Consider the following 24,530-nt stretch of genomic DNA (forward strand, 5'->3'; position numbering starts at 1 on the left):
TTTACATTACTGTGGATCACGCATTCCTTCTGTTAACTTAGGTACAATACCATTCATTAAATACTGAGCCGCTGTTCTTTTACCAACATGAACATCAGCTGTAACAGTAAGTCCAGGGGTTGGATGAAAAAAATTCGGTATACTGTGCAAAGTGTATTTATTGATTTTCAATCTTACACGATAAAAAGGTTTTTCTCGAAATTGTAAAGGTGCTGCACCCCGACGATTACTCATATCCTGACCTGTATCACCAGGCTGAAAGACATCGGCACTAACATTTGTTACAACTGCTTCCGCTCCACCATATTGTGTATAGGGAAAAGTATCAAATTTTATAATCGCTTTATCACCCAACTTCATATATCCAACATCCGCATCTTGTACAGCAGCTTCAACCTCCAAACCTGTACCAACAGGTACTAGAGTCATAAACGGCATTCCAGAATTTAGTATAGAACCAACAGAACCTTTTGAAATTGATAGTACGATTGCATCCTGTTCGGCCCTCATCAAAACTTTTTTACGACGAAGTTTTGCCTTTTCATACTCTCCCTTATCTTTTGCCAATTGTCTTTGAATTAAAGTTAGATTTTTATAAACTTCACCCTTCCAACTTTCAATGTAGGCCTGTTTATCAGCTAATAAAGATGCTATTTTCTTTTGCGTGGCATTCGCTGATTGTTGTGCCGTTATTAATTTATCTTCAACATCCATTAAAGTATCTTGCGAACCCAAAGTTGATAAGCGACTTCCCACTTGTTGTTCCTGCAATTTTTTCCGCATCAAATGAATATCAGATGCAACTTGCAATCTCCCTTTCAATACAGCAGTAGTTGCAAGAAAGTTTTTAAGTTGAAACGATTGTTCGTTGATTTTCTGGTTGAAACCATCAACTTTCGCATCATACTCAAGTTTTCTTTTTATAAAACTATTCCCCTGTTCTACCGAATAAGGATTAGATGGGTCCACTGTATAGTTTTTATTAGCAGCTTCGGCCTGCAAACGGTCAAATTCAGCCTGTCCACTTTCAACTTGTAAACGTTGATTATCAATATCAGCCTGTTGAATTGTCGGATCCAAATGAGCCAAAACCTGTCCTTTCGTTACAAAATCCCCCTCTTTAACATCAATTGATTTAATAATACTCTCTTCCATTGGTTGAATTAACAAAGGTGGATCCACTGAAACCAGTCGACCTTGAGCTGAAACCACTTTGTCAAGTGGAAACACACATAATGCGATAATGGAAAAAAGCGCCAAAGCTCCAATAACCCAAGTAATATACTGGGCAGAAGCCGTTGGCGGCATATTGATAATAGCTGCAGTAGGTGAAGTAAACTCTAGTAAAGCTATCGGCATATCAGCTTGAGATTCTGTCTCGTTATCTGCTGCAGGCAAATATCCTTCTGGTATGCTTGTCTGTTCATCAGTCGATGAAACATCTTTTTTTTCTGAAGTTTTTTTTATTTTTTTTTCAGTAGTATCTGTCAATTCATTAGAAATATTAGACTTTTCATTGTTATTTTCAGAATTCACATTTCCTGGCAACTGATTTTTATGATTATCATCCACCATTTTATGTTCCTTCCGTAATTACAGGTTTCTGGGCTTCATTCTTTTTTGAATGCTTTCTCTCATCAACATGTCGATTTTGCTGCAACCATAAAGTACGATAAATTTCGCAGGTTTCTAATAATTGTTCATGTGTTCCAATTGCCTGCATTTCACCCTGATCCATAACCAGTATTTGATCACAATTAACTAATGATGATAATCGATGTGAAACAATAACCATCGTTCTTCCCTTGGCAATTCGCTCCAAATTGGCATTAACCAACGCTTCACTTTCAGGATCAAGAGCGGATGTTGCCTCATCTAGAATCATTAGTTTTGGGTCTAGAATAACAGCTCTTGCAATTGCAAGACGTTGCCTTTGTCCTCCTGAAATATTCGTTGAACCCTCTTCGATAAAAGTGTCATATCCAGCGGGCATACGTTCTATAAATTCTTCAGCGCCAGCCATTCGTGCTGCCCAGATAACCTTTTCCATCGTCAATCCGGGACGTCCAGCGGTAATATTATCCCTAATTGTTCCACGAAACAAAAAGTTGTCCTGTAAAACAACACCAAAAGAGCGTCTTAAATGGGTAAGATTGATTTCACGCAAATCTACACCATCCAGCCTTAGAAAACCTTCATAATTTCGGCTAACGCCTTGTAAAAGACGCGTTATAGTGGATTTACCGGATCCACTTCGTCCCACCAAACCCAACATCGTACCTGCTGGAATTGAAAAATTTAAATCCTTTAACGCCCGACTACTTCCCCCAGGATATGTAAAATTAATATTTTCAAAGGATAGCGCACCAATAATCTTTGGTCTCAATCCTGTAGTCAACGCTTTTGTTTCCGTTGGATTATTTAATATTTCCCCCGCTTGAAATAATGAGGTTTCTACTTCTGTTATTACGGTCATTAATTTAGCCAACCCAACGAGAGGAGCCGCGACACGACCTCCCAGCATCATAAAAGCAACAATTGCACCGGCATCAACTCCCGCTGTTGGATTGGTTATACAAATAAAGGCACCAATAAGAATAATCCCTCGATTGATAAAGAAATCCAACGGCATAACCAATGTTTCAGGCCAATTTTGCATACGCGTTGTTGATAACCGCCATTTACAAACCTCAGCAACGATATTATCCCATTCACGACGACGGGAAGGTTCCAAAGCTAAAGTTTTAACAGTTCGTATACCCGCAACGGTTTCATACATTGCTGATCCACGTGTCATTTCCGCTTCAATACGGTTACTATAATAATATGTTAAGGGTTTAATAAAAATAACCACAATTAAACCGATCAAACCTGCTGCAACAACGGTCAGCCATGCTAAAATAACACTAATGTAAAATAAGAACGGTAAAATAACAACTAATGTAAACAAATCCAGGAAAGTTGTCATTAAACGGCCCGTGATAAAATCTCGCACCTGATATATCTGAGAAACCTTTCCGATCAAACGACCAGTCTGTTGTCGTTCAAAAAATTCCAATGGCAAAGAAAGCAAACGATTATAGGTATGAATTGAAATACGAGCATCCAAACGTGTTGCCATAACGTTGGTAATCTCTCGTCTGGCATAACTAATTAAAATTTCATAAAAACTTAAGACAATCAACAATCCACTAATCGATACCAGTGTCGCCATTGATTGAAAAGCAACCACCCGATTTACAACCTGCATCACTATAAAAGCAGGAAAAATTTGCAAAACGCTGATTATCATCGAACTTATTGAAATATCACGCAAGGAGGCACGTTCACGCAATACCATTTTGAAAAGCCATTTAAAATCAAGCTTATCTTCACTTTCAGACAGGTTTTTATTTTGCTTTACAAGAAGAATATCACCTGTCCATGCCTGCCTTAAACGGACTTCTTCAACAGGAATAGGAGGTTCACCCTCTCCCTTCAACGGATCTCTTAAAAAAACAATCCTTTTTTCAGGATTGACACCCACCATCAATCCTGCGGAACCATCCTTAAACATTAGTACTATGGGAGGTGAATTGTACAAGCGTATCAAATATCGCCATTTCAAACGCATCCCTTTAGCAATCAGCCCCTGACTATTCAGCCAGCGTGCCAAGGTTGCCGGGGATGGAGAGTCTTCACCAGGCTCAGCTGCAAAATCACGTATATCAAGATCAACCCCATGATATTTTGCAGCTGCCATTGTTGCCCGTAAACGAATCATCATTGGGGAAAGCTTCTGCGTTTTCCCTTGATTATTGCTTTGCCCTGCTCCTGACTGTATGGAGCCCTTATCTGGTTGATCCACCGATCATCCTTTATCAATTAAATTAACAAAATATTTTACAAATTTTTAATAAGAACAGCTTTTTTTAATATGCAGTCTTCATTATCATAAATTCATTTGACCATTAAAATAAACAATAAAATCATTTCCTTAATTAACTATATCAATTAATGCTTTGCAATTTTTCTGCCAAAATATCATTATCATTTTAATAATTCAATTCTTTTCATGCTGAATATGCAATAAATACTATAATGAGTTTTACCCTATCATTCTTTTCACATATCTTCAAACCGGACTTGGAGTATCAAAATTAATTCAAATAATTAAAATGCGAAATGGACCTCTTATTCTTTTTTTTTATTTATTTAATAAATTTCATTTTATTAAAATTATGGTAGATATTTCAATTGAGTATCCTGATTTTAATAAATAAAAAATGCTAACATCAAGGTTTTCTATGTCCAAACAAAGTCAGCTTTTGAATCAACTTCATGAACAGATTCTTTTATGTGATGGAGGAATGGGATCTATCATTCAAGCACTTGATCTCGATATTAACAAAGATTTTTGGGGAAAGGAAAACTGTACAGAAATCCTTAATTTATCTAGACCCGATTTGATTAGGGATATTCATAAACGCTATTTTTCAGCAGGTGCAGATATGGTGGAAACAAATTCTTTCGGAGGATCTTCCATCACCCTATCCGAATTTGACCTTCAGGACCAAACAAGAGAAATCAACAAACGTGCCGCTGAAATTGCCAATGAAGCCGCAAATTCATTTGCTGATAAAAAAAATAGATATATTCTTGGATCAATCGGACCCGGGACTAGACTACCCTCCTTGGGAAATATTGATTATGATTCACTTGAAGACGCTATTACAGAGCAATGTAGAGGTTTGATTGAAGGAGGTGTTCACGCTTTTTTAATTGAAACATGCCAAGATCCACTTCAAATCAAGGCTGCTGTAAACGCAACCAAGATAGCATTAAAAGAAGCTGATATTTTTTTACCAATCTTTGTACAAGTAACCATTGAGACAACAGGCACCCTTCTTGTTGGAAGTGATATCGCTGCCGCAGCGACCGTCATTGAAGCGTTGGATGTTCAAATGATGGGAATGAATTGCGGAACAGGTCCTCGGGAAATGGCCGAGGGTATCAAATGGCTATCTCAATACTGGCCGTATTTAATTTCAATGCAACCTAACGCAGGATTGCCAGAACTCGTCAACGGTAAAACGCACTACCCACTCTCTCCAGAAGAAATGGCTGTTTGGATGTCCCGTTATATAAAAGAACAGAAAATAAATATGATCGGTGGTTGCTGTGGAACTAATCCTAATCATATTGCTGCATTTGATCAGATGCTCAAAAACGAAGCGGCTTTGGGGGGATGCTTCACAGACCGACCAGCCTGTATACCCAGAAGTTCAATATGGATTCCCTCGGTTTCAAGTCTTTTTACCCCCACACCTTTAAGACAGGAAAATAGTCTGTTTTCGATTGGGGAACGCTGTAATGCCAATGGCTCTAAGAAATGGCGTGATTTACAGGATCAACAAGATTGGGATGGATGCGTTACAATCGGTCGTGAGCAACTGAAAGAAGGATCAAACGCCCTGGATATTTGTATGGCCTTTGTAGGTCATGATGAGAAAAATGATATGAAGGAAATTATTCCTCGCCTCACGTCATCTATCAATGTTCCTCTCGTTATAGATTCTACTAGTACGGAAGTGATTGAAACTTGTCTTAAACTTCATGGTGGAAAACCCATTATTAATTCAATCAATTTTGAGGATGGTGAAGAAATAGCGGCTCATCGTTTAAAACTGGCCCGTAAATTTGGTGCCGCTGTTGTTGCATTAACCATTGATGAACAAGGAATGGCACGAACACCTGAAGACAAATTACGAATCACCCGTCGATTAGTTAATTTTGCCTGTAACAAATATGGCCTGCCTCACTCCGATTTGATGATTGACCCTCTTACCTTTACTATTGCCACCGGAGTAGAAGATGACCGTAAACTGGGTTTATGGACCTTACAAGGGATCAAAGCCATCCACGATGAATTCCCTGACATTCAAATTGTGCTCGGATTATCCAATATATCATTCGGACTTAATCCAGCCGCCAGAGCAGTTTTGAATTCTGTTTTTCTTTATCATGCCCAGAAAATGGGAATGACAGCTGCCATTGTTCATGTTTCTAAAATACGGCCCATGCACCTTTTGGACAAAGATGAAGTTAAAGTCATTGAAGATTTGATTTTTGATCGAAGAACTGATGATTATGACCCACTCAAAAAAGTTTTAGAAATTTTTGCCGATCGTAAAGCCACACAAGTGGCAACTCGCGCTGTCGCTACCACCATTGAAGAACAATTGCATAACCGAATTGTAGATGGAAATCGTAAAGGTTTGGAGGATGATTTAAAAAAGGCGATGGAAACCTATGCCCCCCTTGAAATAATCAATTCCCTTTTACTTAATGGCATGAAAACGGTAGGGGAATTATTTGGATCTGGGAAAATGCAGCTTCCTTTTGTCTTGCAATCTGCCGAAACAATGAAGGCAGCCGTATCCTTTCTTGAACCTTTTATGGAAAAGAAAAATAATGAAACCAAAGGTACGATGATCTTGGCAACGGTGAAAGGGGATGTACATGATATTGGCAAAAATCTTGTCGATATCATTTTAAGCAACAACGGTTTCAAGGTTGTCAATCTAGGCATTAAAGTATCTGTAGCAGACATGATTAAGGCAGCAAAGGAACATAATGCTGACGCGATCGGCATGTCTGGATTATTGGTCAAATCAACTGTTATCATGAAAGAAAACCTTGAAGAAATGGCGCAACAAGGCCTCAGTATACCTGTCCTACTCGGAGGAGCAGCTTTAACACGTGCCTACGTTGAAGAAGATTGTGCGGAAATCTATAAAAAAAATAACGGGATGGTTGCCTATGCCAGGGATGCCTTTGATGGTTTGACACTTATGGAACAATTAACCCATGGTGATTTAGATAATTATCTTGCTGCCCAAAAAATCAAAAATAAAAGACCTAAACGTCCCGAAAAAAAGGAAAAAACCATTGTAGTTCCTCTTTCCATGGAAGAATCATCCTTGCGAAGAAATAAAATGACTTCTCACGAACCTCCCCTCAATCCACCATTTTGGGGTGCGCGAAAGTTAGAAACCAGTTTAAAAGCTGTTTTACCCTTCCTAAACGAACGTTCTTTATATCAATTGCAGTGGGGAATGAAAAAGCAGGGAAAAACGCTGGAAGAATTCCTGCAAGATGCGAAAACAAATTTACGACCAATCCTATATAAATTGATCCAACAATGTGAACAGAAAAAAATCCTTCAACCACAAGCCGTTTATGGTTACTGGAAAGCCGCTGCGAGCGCTGAGGACCTAATCTTCTTCGATAGGGATGGGAAAACCGAATTGTGCCGATTTACCCTTCCACGACAGCCTGGCAATCAACGCATTTGCATCACTGACTATATCCGGGATTATAATGATCCCATTCGTGACGTAATTGGCTTGCAAATTGTCACTGTAGGTCAAAAAGCTTCAGACACAGCCAGAAGCTGGTTTGAAGAAAACCGTTACCAGGATTATTTATATTTGCATGGTTTATCTGTTGAAATAACCGAGGCAATGGCTGAATATACGCATCAACGAATGAGGGCAGAGCTAGGTTTCAGTAGTGAAGATGATCCTGATATGAACAAGCTGTTGATGCAAAATTACCGCGGGTCCAGATATTCGTTTGGCTATCCCGCTTGCCCTAATCTTGAGGATCAAAAATATATATTGAATCTTCTTGACGCAAAGCAGATTGGAATCTCCCTATCTGAAGAATGGCAATTGCATCCAGAGCAGTCAACATCAGCTTTGGTAATTTTTCATCCTAAAGCAAAATATTTTATTGTATGACAATAAAATATGAATTTTCATTGACGCAATAAACATTCACATTTAATTTAGGTGACAAAATTTAAATTAGGTTAAAAACTTTTTTAACTATGTCACTTAAAAATTTTATAATCTGCAGAACTGAAGAAGAATCTTCTTTATGCTATCTAAACCATCACCTCTATATGGTTCAGAAAAAAAACAATCACCACCCTGTTTATTTGTCCACAACTGATATGAAAACAGGATTCATCCATGATAAAAAAGACCTGTTTGATCATGTTATTATAAAACATCAATTTCCCGGAAATTACTCTTTTATTTCCCGACGATTAAACTGTTATTATTATAATATTCCCATTACAACACATCATCATCAAACATTATTTCAAACTGTACAGCTAAAAAATAAACAATGGAAGAAATTCAAGCTTCAAAAAGCATATAAAATAAAATTTGATATAAACCAATTCAACACTCTGGTTAACAAAAAAATGAACAATCCTGTTAATCTGTATTGGTGGCGCAACAAACAGTTCACAAATATAGGTGATGAACTAAATTTATATATTATTGGATATTTAAGTAAAAAAATAATATGTAGAACCAATTTAAAAAACACAGACTTAATCGGAATAGGCAGCATTTTAAACTGGGCAACACCAAGAAACAGAATTTATCCTGTATGGGGGAGCGGAACTCTTTCACCTTCCTCATTACCTACTGAATTATTCAAGATTTCTTTATTACGTGGACCATTGACCCATGAATCCTTCACTTCACATAAATGTAGATTACCTTATGGGGATCCTGGATTAATATGTGACCGTATATATAACCCCGACAAAGAAAAAAAATATGACTGGGGTCTTATTGTTCATCACAGTCAATATAAAAAGAGCTGGGTAGAGCAAATATTACAAAATACACCCAATACTCTTTTTATTGATATCACCGATCCTGATATTAACGTTTTTATTGACCAGCTAAAATCCTGCAAATATATTGCATCCAGCAGTTTACATGGACTTGTTATTGCAGACAGCTATCATATCCCAAATATTTGGTTATGGGATGATAAATTGCATGATGGAGGAAAATGGAAATTCTTTGATTATTTCGCAGGCATACATCGTACAGAAATAAATTTTTATAACCCCGTTTTATTCAAAAATTTAAATCATATTCCATTAAGACAACTTGATTTAAGCTATTTTGATAAACTCGAAAACACCAAGAACCAAATTATTGATAGTTTTCCATTATAAATCATTCCATAAATAGAATTTAAAATTAGCAAAACGGTATTTATTAAAAAAAATAATCAATTATTCAATTCACAACAATAAATAATTAATTTAAATCTTATATTTATATTCAATAACATTGTGATAAGGTTAGAATAATTTATAATTTGCATAACAATAACATAGTGATGACTTTATCACCTTTTACTATTTAAAAATTGATCCCTTATCACAATTTTTTTATTACAAAACGCTCTTAATAACATTAAAACAAATATTATTTTTTAGATTTTTTTTGTTATTCAAAATTGTCCAATTTATCTTTTAAAATGGAATCAATCATAGAATGCGTTATCTCTTTTATTTCAGGGTTATTTTTTTTCGCATCATTAATAATTTTTATCAACATATCACGATTAGCTTTATTTTGTGCTTTGTTATATTTCTTTAAAATATAATTCAATTCATAATCTTCTGAAAGATTAATAAACTTTTTATCAGATTTTGACATAATTAATTTCTTTCTTACAATATAAATTGATTTTAGTTTAATATATTAATGAAAAAAAACAATTTCAATTTTTAAAATATCAAAAAATTGAAAATCTTATCTAAAATATCCCAATTAACGAAAACCGATACCAGTAATATTTTCAAAATTTAAATCCGACAGTTTCGAGAATTAAATTGGAAAGTTTAATTTCAAGCGCGTAAAATTATGCTATATTCACCTTTTGACAAGGAATTTTTCAATTATTTATATAATTTTAATTTATAACTTTTTTTATTTAAAAAACTTTTTTCTTCTAACTTCAATAACTTAAAACTTTAAAAGAGGATATTCCTTGAATTTTGTTACTGTAATTGATCTTGCTGGTAGTGTCGCCCTGCTTTTATGGGGTGTTCATATGGTTCAAACCGGTGTGCAACGAGCGTTTGGCGCACGGTTAAATCATTTCCTGTCAACCATGTTACGAAACAGATTCCAATCTTTTATCGCAGGTGCAGGTATCACTGCAATCTTGCAATCCTCAACTGCAACGGGACTTATGATCACTGGATTTGCCGCCAATGGGGTAATCGGACTACCTTCTGCATTGGCGGTTATGCTGGGGGCAAATGTTGGAACCACCCTAATTGTCCAGCTATTATCATTTGACGTGTCCCGTATCGCACCCCTTTTTGTTTTGATAGGCGTCATCATGTTTCGCCGGGGTCTTAATCATATCCGTGATTTTGGACGCGTCTTCATCGGATTGGGCCTGATTCTGATCTCCCTACATCAATTTCTGGTAATCCTTCATCCCTATACCAACCAACCAGCGCTTCGTACAGTATTGGGCAACATTACAGATATGCCTTTTATTACAATTTTATTATCAATGATCCTGACCTGGATTATGCATTCTTCCGTGGCGGTTGTATTGCTAATAGCGTCCTTCGCCTCTCACAATGTCATACCTGCTGAAACAGCCTTTATCATGGTTTTGGGCGCCAATATCGGTACCGCTCTCAATCCCGTGATAGAGGGAACAGGAAAAAACGTGATTGCCAAACGTTTACCTATGGGAAATTTAATAAACCGTGTTATCGGTGCGGCCATTGTCTTTATCTTTATTCATCCACTCACCCATTGGTTCACATATTACTATCCTGATATCAACCGATCTATCGCCAATTTTCACACATTATTTAATATTGCAACGGCACTTCTATTCTTGCCTTTCCTAACCCCCTACGCCAATTTACTAAAAAAAATATTTCCACGCACAAAAGAGGAAACTGTTCAGGATCCCTCAAAACCGGTCTATCTTGATAAATCCGTCATACAATCACCTATTCTTGCCCTTGGCAATGCAACCCGGGAATCATTGCGTTTATGTGATATTTTGGAAAAAATGCTGAATGGTGTTGACGATAGTTTTAAAAATCAAACGCCTCAAATTGCCAGCGCCGCACGACGTTTTGATAATACGCTAGATAAATTAACAAACTCAATACAAAGTTACGTCACCGGTTTGGATCCCGAAGCTTTGAATCAAAATGAATTGAATCAGGTGGAAAAAATCCTAACCTTCTGTACACAAATTGCCAATGCGGGTGATGTCCTGGACAGGAATGTTCTTTCAACCGTACAGAAAATGGTTAAACAAAGAATCATTTTACCAAAACCCATGATGGATCCATTGCAAAAAATGATGCGACGCATCCATAAAAATCTGCATACAACAGCAACCTTGCTGATTAATGAAGACGAGAATATTGCCCGTAAACTTGCCGAAGAGAAGGATATATTCCGTGAAATTGAAAGCAAAGTTATCGCTATCTATTATGAAAATCTTCGACAAAGCACAGACGATAAAAAAAACCAGATTCAGTATGGTTCATTCATGATTGAATTGGCCCGTGATTTAAAACGTACAAACACTCATGTTGTAGCTTCAGCCGCCTACCCTGTTCTGGATCAGAATGGAATGCTATTACCCAGCCGTCTGCAACCTGAAGAGGATACAGAAAATTACGACAATGATCCAATCAAGATTTTACAACGTGAAGATAATATATTAACCCGTGATTGAAAAACTCTGAAAAATAATTTCTATTTATGATATAGTTCAACCACCTTCATAATTGAGATCCATGATTATCAAACAATTTACAGTTATTTGTTTTTTGTAATTAAAAATTATAAAAATATTTTTTATTTACCCATTGCGGTAAATGAATTGTTTATTTACTAATACCGCTTTATAATCTTATTAAAGGGAATAAGTTAATCAAGTGCTTAATTCTATGAACTGGATTGATCTTGTTTGTCTTGGTGTAATTATCCTTGGTGCCTTATCCGGTCTTACGCGAGGGTTTACTCGTGAATGTATAGGTCTATTTGGATGGATTATTGCAGCCAGCTTGGCCAATCGCTGGTATCCCGATCTTGCCCCCAAGCTATCGCCTTACGTAAACTCTGAAAATTTGGCAAATATTGCCTCCTTTATTGTTATATTTGCCTTGACCTGTATTGTCATTAATGCGCTGGCAAATGCCGTTGTCGGTCAAAATTCTGCGCGAATCTCCCTTTTGGGTCGTCTGGACAGATTACTTGGTGCAATATGTGGTGGGGTTAAGGGATATGCAGGGTTGGCCATTCTCTATCTGATTGGCGGAATAATTTTTCCTGCCGCACAATGGCCTGAACCTCTTCAAGAAAGTCAAATGGTTCCCTATATATATCAGGGAGCTGTCCTGATTAATAATCTTCTCCCAAGCTCAATGCAACGGGATGTTGTTGTCCCCCAAACAAAGACACCAAGAGTATCAATACCTGACGGAACTGGATTACATAATGGAATATCTCATCAATCCTCTTCGACAGATCAATCGCATAATGATGAGCCTTCTGCTGTTCAACCAGAGGGGGGATATTCCTCAATTGCTCCCTCACAATAATCCTGGCCATTTTTAACTCATAAAACCCTTGTCTATTCATTTATTTTCGGAATTGCGATGAATAAATCTAGCGAATCAATATCCTATTCAACAATACATACATCCCCAGATCATGAAGATGATAAATTTCATGAGGAATGTGGCGTGGTAGGCGTCTGGACAACACAGGATGCCGCATCATTGACTGCATTGGGATTACATGCCTTACAACATAGAGGTCAGGAAGCGACAGGTATTGTTACTTACGATGGAAATTTTCATATTCATCGTGGTTTGGGGCTGGTCGGTGAAGTATTTGCCGATCCCCAGGTTATCGCCAAATTACCAGGTGGAATTGCGATTGGTCACAATCGCTATGCTACAACAGGTGCCACGCAGCTTCGTAATGTACAACCTTTATATGGTGATTTTGAATTTGGTGGATTTGCTGTTGCCCATAATGGAAATCTTACCAATGCACAACTCCTTAGACAATCCCTGGTACGCAGAGGATGCCTATTCCAGTCCAGTACAGACAGCGAAGTCTTTATCCATTTGATTGCCATTTCCCTTTACAGCAATGTTATTGACCGCTTTATTGATGCCTTAAAACAGGTTCAGGGTGCATATTCTCTGGTGGCCCTTTCCAAGGATATGTTAATTGCCGCTCGTGATCCGTTAGGTGTTCGTCCCCTGATACTCGGCAAACTCAACCAGAATAAGGAAAAAGAATGCTGGGTTGTTGCCAGTGAAACCTGTGCACTTTCCAGCATGGGCGCGGAATTTGTCCGTGATATCGAGCCTGGTGAAGTCATCATCATTAATGATGAGGGTATCCGTTCCATTAAACCTTTTCATAATATTTCTCATCGCTTTTGCATTTTCGAATATGTTTATTTTGCCCGTCCCGATTCTATTATTGAAAATAAATCCGTATATATAGCACGTCAAAAAATTGGAGCCGAACTCGCGCTTGAAAATCCCGTTGAGGCAGATATTGTTGTTCCTGTTCCCGATTCCGGTGTGCCTGCTGCGCTCGGCTATGCAAAAGCCAGCAATATTCCATTTGAGTTAGGCATAATCCGTAGTCATTATATAGGAAGAACTTTTATTGAACCGACTGATCAAATCCGTAATCTTGGAGTAAAACTCAAACACTCCACAAACGGTTCAATTTTAAAAGATAAACGCGTCATTTTAATTGATGATTCCATCGTCCGTGGAACAACATCCAAAAAAATCGTTGAAATGGTCAGAGCTGCAGGAGCAGCCGAAGTTCATCTGCGTATTGCCTCTCCCCCCACACGGTTTTCCTGTTATTACGGAATTGATACTCCATCAAAAGAAAAACTACTGGCACACACACATGATATTGATGAAATGTGCAAATTGATTGGGGCAGATTCACTGGGATTCATTTCATGCAATGGATTATACAAAGCTCTGGAAGAAAAGGAAAGAAATAACGAAAAGCCGCAATATTGTGATGCATGTTTTACAGGAGACTATCCTATTCAACTTACAGATCATGACATGAACCTAACACAAAATAAATAATGAAACTGTCATGTCATCCTTAGTTAATCTCCCTTTTAAAAAAAAGGTGGCTTTCATTACTGGTGCAAGTCGTGGCATAGGTCAGGCTTGTGCCATAGCATTGGCCGAGGCTGGTGCACACTGCGTTCTCAGCGCAAGAACGCAGGGAGGATTAATACAGACAGATAATATAATCCGCCAAAAAGGTGGTAAGGCCACCTTATTTCCATTTGATTTGCAACCCAAAAATCCATTCGATACAACAATTGATAATATTGGCCCTTCCATTGCCCAGCAATTCCATCGACTTGATATTTTCATTCATGCAGCCTTTCATTACACGCCACTTATACCTGTTGACCAAATAACGGATCAAGACTGGTCAAAAAATATTTCCATCAATCTTACAAGCTGTATGAAACTTGTTCGAACTTTGTCCCCCTTGTTATGCGCCACACCAAATTCTCAAGCTCTTTTTCTTCAGGGGATAACGAAACCCGGTGCATTTTGGGGATCAGTCACCTCTGTTCAGGCAGCTATTCAAAATCTTATAAATTGTTGGAAAGAAGAAATAAAGGATATCTCTACAGTTCATGTTCAAACCATTACCCCTCCGCCAACCAAAACCTTATTGAGACAATCCTTTTTTCCTGCGGAAGATAAAGATAAACTTAATTCGCCAGAAAAAACGGCAAAAATAATTCTTGCTTTTTTACTAAAAAAACAAAATCCATAACGTTAATAAGTCAAAATTAATTGATATAACCACTTTATTAAATTGATTTTTTTTATAATTTTCAATATAATGGTAAACCTACTTGAAATAATGGAATATTACGAATGTAAAAACCGTATTCTGTGAAAGGAGGAAGGAGCATGTTAAAATTTAACCGTATCATTTATGGTATCTTGTTTAGCAGTATTATCGCTTGGACAATTTATATTCTCACTATTGATTTTTATGCCCTTACACTTTTAACCTATGGACCTCAATCTGTTACTACAGGCCCCATTCCTATAAAATTATCGCATCTTTCCTCTCTAACCTCGATAAATTTATTTACCTTGCTGATTATTACGCTATCAATTCTGTTTAGTAAAATAAAATGTCAAAACCTTTTTGACTGATATCTTATTAAAATTTAATAAAATATTTTGAGATAATACCACTGTACAAAATAACCGTAAAATCCTATCTAAATACGCTGCCTAATCTTCAAGTTATTCATCTATTTTCTATGAAGAATTAAAATGTTGTTGAATCTCATAAATGAACACAAAAAATTTGAAAAAATACACTTTAAAAAATGACATGTTTAAATTGATAAATTAATTTTTTTGGTGCAAATTTATATATTAATAAAACATTTCATGAAACACTCAATACAAGCCTAAAGTTGTAATTAATTAATAATTAAAGAATTGAATTGCATGTACATCTATCATTATACGGGCTATAACTATATAATTCTTTATCACTTTTATAATAATCGTAATATAAACCGACCATTTTAAGGTTGATCTCTGTTTGCATTCATTTTACGATTATGAATATATATTAATTTATTATACATTTTTTATATGTATATAATTTTTTATGAATTATTAACGTAAGGATAATCATGGATATCGAAAAATTTGCACTCCGTCGCTTTACCGCTAAGAGATATGATCCAACAAAAAAAATTCCTGATCATATTATAAATCAGTTAGTTGACCTTTTACGCTACACACCTACTTCAATTAATTCACAACCTTATCACTTCATTGTCGCTTCCACGGAAAATGGTATTAAGCGCGTTGCCTCATCAATGGTAAGGGAAGAATTCCTTTATAATAAACACAAGGTTGACCGTGCTTCACATACAATTGTTATTTGTTCAAAAACAGATATGGATGAAGCCTATATTCGCAAAATTATTGAACAAGAAATTAAGGATGGCCGTCATAACCCAAATTTAAACAAGGAAGAATTTATCAATCTTTACATCGGATATATGAATCTGCATAAAAAAATTCTAAAGGATCTTCCCAATTGGACAGCAAAACAAGGTTATATTGCTCTTGGAAACTTATTACTAGGTGCCTCGTTAGCAAATATAGATGCCAGTCCCATTGAAGGATTTGATGCAGATATTATAGACAAAGAATTCCACCTAAAAGAAAAAGGGTTTACAAGTATTCTTGTCATTACTTTGGGTTATCATGATGAAACTGATTATAACGCCAAACAACCTAAATCACGTTTCCCCAAAGAGGAACTCTTTACATTCTGTTAATCAGGATAACTGACTTTTAACGATTACAATATTGTGTAATAATAGTAATAGATTATTGATTCACTTTTTTGTACCATAAACGATCGGTTCCCCATCTCTGGAAAACCGTATTATCATACCCTCATTATGCCAATATAGTGCCGATGTTGAAAAAAACAGATTGGCATCTTGTTCATATTGGCAGTATATTAAATCTGGAACTGGTTTTTTAATTATCAAGGCAACAGCTGTTTCACTTAAAAGACAAACTTCTCCTCATTGTGTCGAATTATGGCCTGAAGAAGCAAAACAAGCTAAAAATGAACTTGATTTCTATATACAACGTTAATCATCAATGTCAGTCGCCATTCAACTGGCCTATGCCGGTTGAAAAGTTTCAACTCATATTCCATGAAAAAACCGTAATCAAAGATATGCATCCTATTCTTCCATCTGACTCATATGGCTGGCAAACCACTTTTCCTTCAGCCATTTTTTATGATTTCTCCTGTGCCAACGGTAACAACCATCAAAGGGTAATCAAAAAAACAAATCTGGATTTTATTAATTAGAAACGAAAAAAATAATCGATTTGAATGACATCGACATTCATATGGTTAATGAATATTACTTCATGCTTTTCTTTCTCCACTATCTAATCTCAGATCAGATTAATATAAAAAAACTCACTTAACCACATACATTTCCCTTTAAAGGTTTATTAAGCCGTAAGAAAGAAATTTCTACCAACATTCTTGTTTGGGCAAAAATTTCCACTACTGATTAAGTCAAAATCGGATAAAATCGGGAAAAATCCATCTTGTTCTGTAAGGAATCGGAAAAACCAGGTTTTGCTGTTATTCACGTTTCATCTGCAATCTTGACCTTGGTCTGCTGATTCCTGCCAACCAGGTTTTAAGCTTTTTTGCAGAGAAAATAAAGCAACAAACAGACATTACAACTATTACTGTTGTTGTAATATCGTTTCCATTGAGGCCGAAACTATTTTAGCAAGTCATACAAGCTGATACCATTGCAATTGGAAGAACAATTATGCATAATCCATACTGATCATGAATTGCAGTAGAACAGTTGAACCGTAAGATTATAACAGACCTTCAATTTTTTCGGGCAATAACTGAACCCAAATTGCAGATATTCACAATTTAATTTTTAATAAAAGCGAACTAGACATATAATTATTTGGCACACTTTTAATATTAGCTTATGAATTAAATTTTAGAATCATTAACTATTGGATGGTTTTACCATGATGCAAGCAGTTAGTTTTTTACAGGCCATCTGGGCGGCATTTAGACTTAACCCTGTCACCCTAGCGCGATATATCTTGCTTTTACCTTTTTGAACGACTTGTACCTGTTGCTTACCTGAAAAAAGAGAAGCTCGATTTTTTGCAATACCAATAGCATTTTTCGCCTGACTTGATGAAGCAAAAGCTCCGACCTGAATTCCCCAGTTTCCTGATAATGACGACATATTTTCTTTTTTAGTTAAATTCATACCCCTTTTACGATTATAATTTACAGAAGCCTCTGCAGCTGGAAATTGGTAGGAAATGGGTCTATAATATTGTTTCCGTTCTGATCTTGATGGCAAAGCTGCCGGAGCTGATGCAACCTCAACAGGCATTGGACGCGATTGCATTGCTGGTGCCTGAGTTGATTGATATCCCCTAGCCAACCATGCTGATTTAACATCTTGACGCGTAACGACTGATGGTGCAGTTGAAGAAGCAACTGGATGAGTGTCAAAATTCTTCCATTTAACTGGATAGGTTGATACAGCAGGCTGTGAAGGCAATGGTGATGCCATAGCAACTTGTGTCGCTGCTGAGCCTGCCCCTTGTAAACTTTGCCTGTTCAAACTATCAGTTGTTGCAGAGCTTGTCCCATTAAGACTGGCCTGATTAAGCGTTTCTGTTGTCTGGCGATTTTGCCATGCATTCTGCACTGCTTGAGCTTGAGGCGACAATGCCATTCTTTGAAAGCCGGGTTGCGTTGCCGCAGCATATTGAACTGCATTGACACCCATACCATTTTCATGACCCTCTACCATCAAATCAGCTTGCGATTGTCGGTTTGGTTTTATACCCTGAATTTGAGGGCCAATTGAGGCAACATACCGTCGGGTTTCCAAAGGTAATGTACGATTATGTGTTAAAAAATCATCCAATCTGCCAGGCCCCCCATTATATGCAGCCAAAAAACCTGGAGAGCCATAAATATCATACATTTGACGAATATATGCCGTTCCAGCCATGATATTATCATGAGGGTCATAAGCATCATCCCCTAAATTATAAGCAATTTTCATTTCATCATATGTTGGGGGCATTAACTGCATCAACCCCATCGCACCGGGACCAGAAGTTACCAATTGCCCATTATGGTATAAACTTCCACCAGACTCCTGCTGCATAACCGCCCGAATCCATATTTCCGGCACATCAAACCGAACAGATGCCTCCCGAATATATGGTCCCCATGGATCCTCTGGAGGCCCTGGTGGAGTATAGTAAGAACGGGCATTCGCTTTATAATGCGCAACTTCCTGAGCAATAGGTATTTGTTGCTGACGGGGTGCATTGTTTGCACATGCAACCAACATCCCAATAATACATCCGAGCACACCAAAACGAACCAAGGATAAATAAAGAGATTTATCATGAAGTTGTTTTTCGTTTTGTCTGGAAATAATAAACTTCATTGAACCAGATTTGAGTTTTTCGCCAGATCCTGTAAAATCTTCTGATCGCTTCATTATACCTTTACCCTTATCAACATTCCATAAAGAATTTATTTCCAAATAAATCCATTTTTTTTCAGTGTTATCTTACGAAGCTGTTCGGATTGCAAAGACTTGATACGAATCAGATAAACACTTTAAGAATTCTATCTAAGGTGTACATTATAAAGCATTTCTTTACAATAGAGTAAGAAAACTTATTATTAAAAGTATAAGAATAAAAAAATCCCCGTCATTTTTTGAAGAATGATTTGTGTATATTTTATTCTTTATGATAAACCATGACTAAATATTTTATTTCAATAAGAATTGATGTCTAATCTTTAAAATGTCCACGCAAATACGAACCAGTAATCAGAATTTTTATTATCGACATCTACAATGTTGGATCGATATCAAAGAAAGTTTAAAATTGTGGAAACTGGCTTATTCAATGGCATGGCTAGATATCAAATTACGTTATAAGGGTTCCCTTTTAGGGCCTATATGGATGACATTCTCATCAGCGACGATGATGTTGGCAATTGGTCTCATTTACGGTTCCCTGTTTAAAATCCATACGGAAACCTACCTACCTTATCTTTCTTTTTCCCTAATTTTTTGGCAAAATGGTATTGCCAGTATGATTGTTGATGCATGTCAATGTTTTCTACAAACAGATACTTTCATCCACTCATTAAAGCTTCCCTTCTTCTTGCAAGCAATCCGTACCGTTATCAGAAATTTCCTGATTACCTTTTTAAACTGCATTACTCCTTTTCTTGTATTTATTTATTATCATAAATGGCCTGGAACGATTATTTTATTATCCATACCAGGATTTATTATTTGGATTATCAATAGTCTCGCCATCAGTATTTTGCTGGGAAGTATTTGTGCACGTTTTCGGGACATTCCACAAATAATCAACAGTCTGATACAAATCGTATATTATATTACCCCGATCATGTGGATGCCATCTCAGATTCATAATTTTCAATCATTACTTTTGCTTAATCCAATATACAGCACGATGCAGATTATTAAGGGACCTATTCTGGGAGAAATCCCAACCATTTCTGTTTATCTAAGTGCTTTAGCTTATAGTTTTGTATTATGGGGACTTGCTTGGATAATGTTTATACGGTCAAGAACAAGGCTGGCTTTTTGGATATAAAATTTAAACCATTTATTTATAAGATATACAAAGCGATTGAACCATGAATATTAAGGAAAATTGTTCTATTTTTACTTTTCGCCCGCCTGGCGTATTGAAAAGCTCAGTTAATCATTCAAAACGTTTGCGTCATCCCTTGATCCCGGCTTACGAAGGGCAAAATTTAAATGATTTAGGATTTGAGATTGATCCGCACAATAACAATTTAAATGATATTCTAACTTATATCCCTGAAGGAAATCTCTTTTTATCAATTCTTGAAAATGCTTATTTTATTGTTCAAGAGGGATTCGATGGTGTAGTTATAACAAATGATTTACAATTAATTGATGAAACTCTTCATTTTTGTAAAAATCAATCTTTAGATCAAATAGAGATTGATTTAAATAACGCACAATTATTAGAAGAAATTTTTCTCGCTTTTGATCCCAAATGGATGCAATACGACCACTGGATGGGATATTGTCTGTCAAAATCTTATCTGGCAAATTTATATACACCTACAACAATGAAAATTGCCATTCCTGAATATAGAAACAATAATATATTCATTGGTAATTCAATATCTCGTGAATTATATGATAACACATTAGAAAAAGCTAAGCTAAACTCTCGTACAATATTTTTGAAGGACGGTATATATAAAGCGAAAAAACTAGCATTATTCCATCCAAACAGTCATTATCCTTACGATTATTTCAATTTTCATGACACTAGAAAAATCTTCAATTTCATTAACAAAAATTCCCGATATAAAAATAACCTTCCCACAAATTTCTTGATTGCAACAAATCAGAAAAATCAATCCTGTTTTTCTGATAATTTTCAATCAATCTTGACCCAGGCTTGTAATGAATTGAATTTGCCCATTATCCATTTAGAGAATATGGATTGGGAATCACAAATCGCACTTTTTTCACAGGCTGAATTTATCATAGCCCCACATTGTCCTGAACTGATTAATCTATATTTCTGTCAAAAAGACACAACCTTATTGGAATTGACCTCTTTTAACAAAAATAAATCCAGCATATCATGCTGGCCTTTTTTAATAGCCTCCACAAACAATATCAACTACTGCTTTATTGACATGCTAAAAGATAATATCAATATAGAATTTTTTAAAAATACTGTTCGTAATGTAAAAGCGTTATAAAATCCAATCAATGAATCAATCAAGTTTTATAAAATTAGAGGAACTTTCATTACAATTCCCTCTTTATCATAGCAATCATCGTTCCTTAAAAAAAACATTATTTGCTAAGGCAGGAAAGTTCATCTCTAAACAACAACCCTTAAACCAGAAAACAGGTGCTGATATTCTGGTTGACAATACTAACCGTATAACAGTTCAAGCATTGCGAAATATTAATCTATCAATAAAAGCGGGAGAGCGTGTTGGATTGATCGGCCACAACGGGGCAGGAAAATCAACCCTGCTTCGTGCAATCACTGGAATATACGAACCCAATTCTGGAAAAATCATTACTAACGGTAAAATAGAATCTTTATTGGATACGAATGCTGGCATGAACCGTATCCTCTCTGGTAGAGAAAATATTTATTTAAGGGGTAAACGTCTTAAATACAATAATGAGCAGATCAAAGCCCTAGAAAAAGATGTTGAGGAATTCGCACAATTACATGAATTTCTCGATTTGCCAATCAAGACATATTCTGCAGGTATGATGATGCGATTAAGCTTTGGTCTGGCAACATCTGTAACCCCAGATATTTTGCTAATGGATGAATGGTTCATGGCTGGAGATAACAATTTTCAAGGTAAAGCAAGACAACGATTGGAAAATATAATCAATAAGGCAGAAATTGTTGTTTTAACAACACATTCCATGCCAATCATCAGGCAATGGTGTACCCGTGTAATATGGCTAAAAGCTGGAGAAATATACGCTGACGGATCAGTGGAAGAGACAGTCAGCCATTATGAAAAAAGCATGCGTGAAAATTCTTTCTAAAAACTCAACATGATATTATTTAACTATTGAATTATCACAACAATCATCGCATGATAGATCATATTCATAATATTATAAATATATAATAAAATGTCTCCTAATTCTAATTCAGAACAACCAACCCAACAGGAACAGCTCTATTCCCTTCTTCAAATTGTCATCTTGCTGACCGTAGGGGTTATAGCAGTCTGGCTTATTGGCGATTTGATGATGATTATTTTTGCGGCAACACTAACCGCCATAATTCTGAAGGGACTTGCAACGATCGTTCGCAAACATACACATCTTCCCCACTGGCTAGCTCTAACCATAGTTTTAATTTTAATTGTTGGCATTATTAGTGCAGTCATCCTAACCAGCGGACCGCAGATTAATGAACAAATTATCAAATTAAAACATGCTCTTGGAACTCAAGTCGGGACTTTCAGGGATCGTTTACATAATAATCCCTTGGGAGACATGATTATGAATTATCTTCCCAATTCTATTGGCGGGGGTTCTAATAATAGTAATGCTCATTTTACCCTTGGCTCTAGAATTGCAGGTTCAATGACCGGTTTCATTACATCTGTATTTGGGGTTCTTGGCACCATATTTGTTGTATTCATAGCGGGTTTATATTTTGCTGCCTCACCAAATTTATACGGTAATGGCCTACTCCGTCTTTTCCCAGGTCGTCAACGTCCAAAAATCCGTAAGTTATTAATGGTTGGCGGACATGCCTTATGGTCCTGGACAGCTGGACAATCTCTGGACATGCTAGTCGTCGGGATTTGCTCTTTCATTGGTTTAAGCATTATTGGGGTACCCCTGGCCCTTGCATTGGGTTTTGTTGCCGGCATGGCGAATTTTATCCCTTATATCGGAGCAATCATAGGAGCTGTTCCTGCTGTTTTAATTGGTTTTTCTCAAGGGAATAAAGAAGGTATATTAGTCATAATCTTATATTGTATCATCCAGTTTTTAGAAGGAAATGTCTTATCACCTCTTATCCAAAAACATACTGTAAAAATGCCTCCTGCTATCACTATCTTATCTCAAACTGTTTTTGGTACAATTTTAGGCATGCCAGGACTGATCCTTGCTTCACCTCTGACAGCTGCAATACTAGCCATTATGGATGCCAGTACTCCGAAACTAAAATCAGATGAAGAACTGCCCCCCATTGAATGATTCAGCAATAAAACTGTAGAAGCATAAATAAAAATTTTATTTACTACTATTATTACTAAATATTCATTTATATGGATTAATGAAAAATTAAGCATTAATATCTTTACTACTAATATTTAAATAATAATTACGCGCAAAATATAAATCATGATAAACTTATTATTGATATAAATATTTAAGTCTTATAAGGAGGGATCATGACTAATCAACACGACACAATCAAAATCCACAATATTGATAAAACAATCGTTCGAATTGCTCTAGGAACATGGGCAATCGGCGGATCATCATGGGGAGGACCCGATGACGACAATGCTATCAAAACCATTCATGCAGCACTAGACAATGGTATCAATATGATTGATACAGCGCCAGTTTATGGTTTTGGCCATGCAGAAGAAGTCGTAGGTAAAGCCTTAAAAGGGAAAAGAGATAATATTGTATTGGCCACTAAAGTCGGATTAAATTGGGATAATTCTGGTAAAATGTTTAGAGATTCCAGCCCAAAACGTATCCAAAAAGAAATTGAGGATTCTTTACGCAGACTGAATACAGACTATATTGACCTTTATCAAATTCATTGGCCAGATGATAAAACCCCGATTAAGGAAACGGCACAGGCTATGGAAAAATTAAGAAAAGAGGGCAAGATCAAAGCAATCGGTGTCAGCAATTTTTCAACCAAACAAATTGAAGAATTCAGCCAATATACCGATTTGGCCGCTATTCAACCTCCATATAACATGTTTGAAAGAAGTATCGAGAATGATATTCTTCCTTGCGCAGAAAAACATAAGTTAGCCACCCTTTGTTACGGTTCAATTTGCCGTGGCTTGTTAAGTGGAAAAATGAACAAAGACACTAAATTCACGGGGGATGATTTGAGAAAATCTGATCCTAAATTTCAACCACCCCTTTTCGAACATTATTTGGCAGCGACTAGAGATTTGGAAGATTATGCACAAAAAAACTACAATAAAAGTTTGCTAGCCTTGGCTGTTCGCTGGGTCATTGATCGTTATAAAGGCAATATTGCACTTTGGGGAGCTAGAAAACCGCAACAGATAAATGGTGTTCAAGATGCCTTAGGCTGGCAATTGACAAAAGAGGACTATAAAAAACTTGATGAAATTCTTGCCAAACATATTAAGAAAAATATAGAACCTTCTTTTATGGCTCCACCAAGCCGATAAAATAAATTGGGGCGTTTATTCTATAATCATTAAATG

The 24,530-nt window shown here is 36.4% G+C and carries 18 protein-coding genes; 14 read left to right on the forward strand and 4 right to left on the reverse strand.

Translation table 11 applies throughout. From position 1 onward, the window contains the following. Positions 1-6: 6 nt before the first annotated feature. Both H3T57_RS05235 and H3T57_RS05240 read right to left on the reverse strand, forming a co-directional pair. Positions 7-1,575 (reverse strand): HlyD family type I secretion periplasmic adaptor subunit, encoded by a 1,569-nt coding sequence (locus H3T57_RS05235; RefSeq protein ID WP_198184751.1) that lies wholly within the window; start codon positions 1,573-1,575, stop codon positions 7-9. 1 nt (position 1,576) lies between these two features. After that, on the reverse strand, positions 1,577-3,847 hold the full coding sequence (locus H3T57_RS05240) for a peptidase domain-containing ABC transporter (protein ID WP_370552685.1): 2,271 nt from the start codon (positions 3,845-3,847) through the stop codon (positions 1,577-1,579). A 439-nt stretch (positions 3,848-4,286) separates the two neighbouring features. Here H3T57_RS05240 and metH point away from each other — a divergent pair, with 439 nt between their 5' ends. Further along, entirely contained in the window at positions 4,287-7,784 is a 3,498-nt protein-coding gene (gene metH, locus H3T57_RS05245; RefSeq protein WP_198193412.1) for a methionine synthase, read from the forward strand. Between the two features lie 89 nt (positions 7,785-7,873). Next, positions 7,874-9,031 carry a polysaccharide pyruvyl transferase family protein gene (locus tag H3T57_RS05250; RefSeq protein ID WP_198193413.1) on the forward strand — a complete coding sequence of 386 codons (1,158 nt, stop codon included), beginning with the start codon at positions 7,874-7,876 and terminating at the stop codon, positions 9,029-9,031. A gap of 277 nt (positions 9,032-9,308) precedes the next feature. On the opposite strand, the gene H3T57_RS05255 is transcribed toward H3T57_RS05250, so the two are convergent. Further along, complete coding sequence (locus tag H3T57_RS05255; RefSeq protein ID WP_198184748.1) at positions 9,309-9,521, reverse strand: hypothetical protein; 213 nt, start codon at positions 9,519-9,521, stop codon at positions 9,309-9,311. Between the two features lie 334 nt (positions 9,522-9,855). Between H3T57_RS05255 and H3T57_RS05260 the strand changes: the two genes are divergently transcribed. From H3T57_RS05260 to H3T57_RS05290, 7 genes are all read left to right on the forward strand, one after another. Then, positions 9,856-11,589: a Na/Pi cotransporter family protein gene (locus H3T57_RS05260; protein WP_198184747.1), complete on the forward strand. Its 1,734-nt coding sequence runs from the start codon at positions 9,856-9,858 to the stop codon at positions 11,587-11,589. Between the two features lie 202 nt (positions 11,590-11,791). Further along, a complete protein-coding gene (locus H3T57_RS05265; protein WP_155568974.1) occupies positions 11,792-12,457 on the forward strand; it encodes a CvpA family protein in 666 nt (221 codons plus the stop codon). A gap of 57 nt (positions 12,458-12,514) precedes the next feature. Next, a complete protein-coding gene (purF, locus tag H3T57_RS05270; RefSeq protein WP_110438673.1) occupies positions 12,515-13,993 on the forward strand; it encodes an amidophosphoribosyltransferase in 1,479 nt (492 codons plus the stop codon). Positions 13,994-14,003: 10 nt separating this feature from the next. Continuing rightward, on the forward strand, positions 14,004-14,708 hold the full coding sequence (locus tag H3T57_RS05275; RefSeq protein ID WP_198193414.1) for an SDR family oxidoreductase: 705 nt from the start codon (positions 14,004-14,006) through the stop codon (positions 14,706-14,708). Positions 14,709-14,848: 140 nt separating this feature from the next. After that, on the forward strand, positions 14,849-15,100 hold the full coding sequence (locus H3T57_RS05280; RefSeq protein WP_110438671.1) for a hypothetical protein: 252 nt from the start codon (positions 14,849-14,851) through the stop codon (positions 15,098-15,100). 494 nt (positions 15,101-15,594) lie between these two features. Beyond that, on the forward strand, positions 15,595-16,251 hold the full coding sequence (nfsB, locus tag H3T57_RS05285) for an oxygen-insensitive NAD(P)H nitroreductase (protein WP_155566508.1): 657 nt from the start codon (positions 15,595-15,597) through the stop codon (positions 16,249-16,251). Between the two features lie 160 nt (positions 16,252-16,411). After that, on the forward strand, positions 16,412-16,579 hold the full coding sequence (locus H3T57_RS05290; RefSeq protein WP_155580140.1) for a hypothetical protein: 168 nt from the start codon (positions 16,412-16,414) through the stop codon (positions 16,577-16,579). Positions 16,580-17,478: 899 nt separating this feature from the next. On the opposite strand, the gene H3T57_RS05295 is transcribed toward H3T57_RS05290, so the two are convergent. Then, positions 17,479-19,011: a lytic transglycosylase domain-containing protein gene (locus tag H3T57_RS05295; RefSeq protein ID WP_232349736.1), complete on the reverse strand. Its 1,533-nt coding sequence runs from the start codon at positions 19,009-19,011 to the stop codon at positions 17,479-17,481. A gap of 313 nt (positions 19,012-19,324) precedes the next feature. On the opposite strand from H3T57_RS05295, the gene H3T57_RS05300 reads away from it, so the two are divergent. The 5 genes from H3T57_RS05300 to H3T57_RS05320 all read left to right on the forward strand — a co-directional run bounded on the left by H3T57_RS05300 (position 19,325) and on the right by H3T57_RS05320 (position 24,494). Further along, complete coding sequence (locus H3T57_RS05300; RefSeq protein ID WP_198193415.1) at positions 19,325-20,152, forward strand: ABC transporter permease; 828 nt, start codon at positions 19,325-19,327, stop codon at positions 20,150-20,152. A gap of 43 nt (positions 20,153-20,195) precedes the next feature. Next, on the forward strand, positions 20,196-21,308 hold the full coding sequence (locus H3T57_RS05305) for a glycosyltransferase 61 family protein (protein ID WP_198193416.1): 1,113 nt from the start codon (positions 20,196-20,198) through the stop codon (positions 21,306-21,308). A 10-nt stretch (positions 21,309-21,318) separates the two neighbouring features. Further along, a complete protein-coding gene (locus H3T57_RS05310; RefSeq protein ID WP_198193417.1) occupies positions 21,319-22,128 on the forward strand; it encodes an ABC transporter ATP-binding protein in 810 nt (269 codons plus the stop codon). Positions 22,129-22,218: 90 nt separating this feature from the next. Beyond that, complete coding sequence (locus H3T57_RS05315; protein ID WP_155571718.1) at positions 22,219-23,301, forward strand: AI-2E family transporter; 1,083 nt, start codon at positions 22,219-22,221, stop codon at positions 23,299-23,301. Between the two features lie 197 nt (positions 23,302-23,498). Continuing rightward, positions 23,499-24,494 carry an aldo/keto reductase gene (locus tag H3T57_RS05320; protein WP_198193418.1) on the forward strand — a complete coding sequence of 332 codons (996 nt, stop codon included), beginning with the start codon at positions 23,499-23,501 and terminating at the stop codon, positions 24,492-24,494. The last annotated feature ends 36 nt before the right edge of the window (positions 24,495-24,530 follow it).

This window comes from Commensalibacter sp. W6292M3 (genome assembly GCF_016101315.1).
Taxonomy (GTDB): Bacteria; Pseudomonadota; Alphaproteobacteria; order Acetobacterales; family Acetobacteraceae; genus Commensalibacter; species Commensalibacter melissae.

Bases quoted from the DNA above. Each gene is read 5' to 3' on its own strand.
- H3T57_RS05235 (WP_198184751.1), bottom strand. From the start codon at position 1,575: ATGGTGGATGATAATCATAAAAATCAGTTGCCAGGAAATGTGAATTCT.
- metH (WP_198193412.1), top strand. From the start codon at position 4,287: ATGTCCAAACAAAGTCAGCTTTTGAATCAACTTCATGAACAGATTCTT.
- H3T57_RS05250 (WP_198193413.1), top strand. From the start codon at position 7,874: ATGTCACTTAAAAATTTTATAATCTGCAGAACTGAAGAAGAATCTTCT.
- H3T57_RS05255 (WP_198184748.1), bottom strand. From the start codon at position 9,521: ATGTCAAAATCTGATAAAAAGTTTATTAATCTTTCAGAAGATTATGAA.
- purF (WP_110438673.1), top strand. From the start codon at position 12,515: ATGAATAAATCTAGCGAATCAATATCCTATTCAACAATACATACATCC.
- H3T57_RS05275 (WP_198193414.1), top strand. From the start codon at position 14,004: ATGTCATCCTTAGTTAATCTCCCTTTTAAAAAAAAGGTGGCTTTCATT.
- H3T57_RS05280 (WP_110438671.1), top strand. From the start codon at position 14,849: ATGTTAAAATTTAACCGTATCATTTATGGTATCTTGTTTAGCAGTATT.
- nfsB (WP_155566508.1), top strand. From the start codon at position 15,595: ATGGATATCGAAAAATTTGCACTCCGTCGCTTTACCGCTAAGAGATAT.
- H3T57_RS05295 (WP_232349736.1), bottom strand. From the start codon at position 19,011: ATGAAGCGATCAGAAGATTTTACAGGATCTGGCGAAAAACTCAAATCT.
- H3T57_RS05300 (WP_198193415.1), top strand. From the start codon at position 19,325: ATGTCCACGCAAATACGAACCAGTAATCAGAATTTTTATTATCGACAT.
- H3T57_RS05305 (WP_198193416.1), top strand. From the start codon at position 20,196: ATGAATATTAAGGAAAATTGTTCTATTTTTACTTTTCGCCCGCCTGGC.
- H3T57_RS05310 (WP_198193417.1), top strand. From the start codon at position 21,319: ATGAATCAATCAAGTTTTATAAAATTAGAGGAACTTTCATTACAATTC.
- H3T57_RS05315 (WP_155571718.1), top strand. From the start codon at position 22,219: ATGTCTCCTAATTCTAATTCAGAACAACCAACCCAACAGGAACAGCTC.
- H3T57_RS05320 (WP_198193418.1), top strand. From the start codon at position 23,499: ATGACTAATCAACACGACACAATCAAAATCCACAATATTGATAAAACA.